The following is a 253-nucleotide window of genomic DNA, read 5'->3' on the forward strand; positions in this document are numbered from 1 at the left end:
CGAATTGAGTTTGGCGGAGAAGCCCGCCAGCGCCGAAGCTGCGGTGGCGTCTTCCATCTTTGCGAGCAGCACCAGGCGGCTGGTCCGTTCAACCAGAACGCCGACCGAGGACTGATTGCCCGCGCCCACGATGAAGTCGCCTTCCCAGTGTCCGGGCAGCAGTCGGTCCTCGATTTCGGGCGGCCGCACATGAATACTGACCATGTCGGGAATCTGTCCGCGTCGGTCTGTGCCGCGTGTACGCGGCATGCGT

1 protein-coding gene is annotated in these 253 nt (G+C 64.0%); it reads right to left on the minus strand.

What is annotated here, in order from left to right:
* On the minus strand, positions 1-253 hold a 253-nt coding region (locus F6X40_RS41745), incomplete at both ends, for an IS30 family transposase (protein WP_187631917.1).

The organism is Paraburkholderia sp. UCT31 (genome assembly GCF_014397655.1).
In the GTDB taxonomy this organism is placed as follows: domain Bacteria; phylum Pseudomonadota; class Gammaproteobacteria; order Burkholderiales; family Burkholderiaceae; genus Paraburkholderia; species Paraburkholderia tuberum.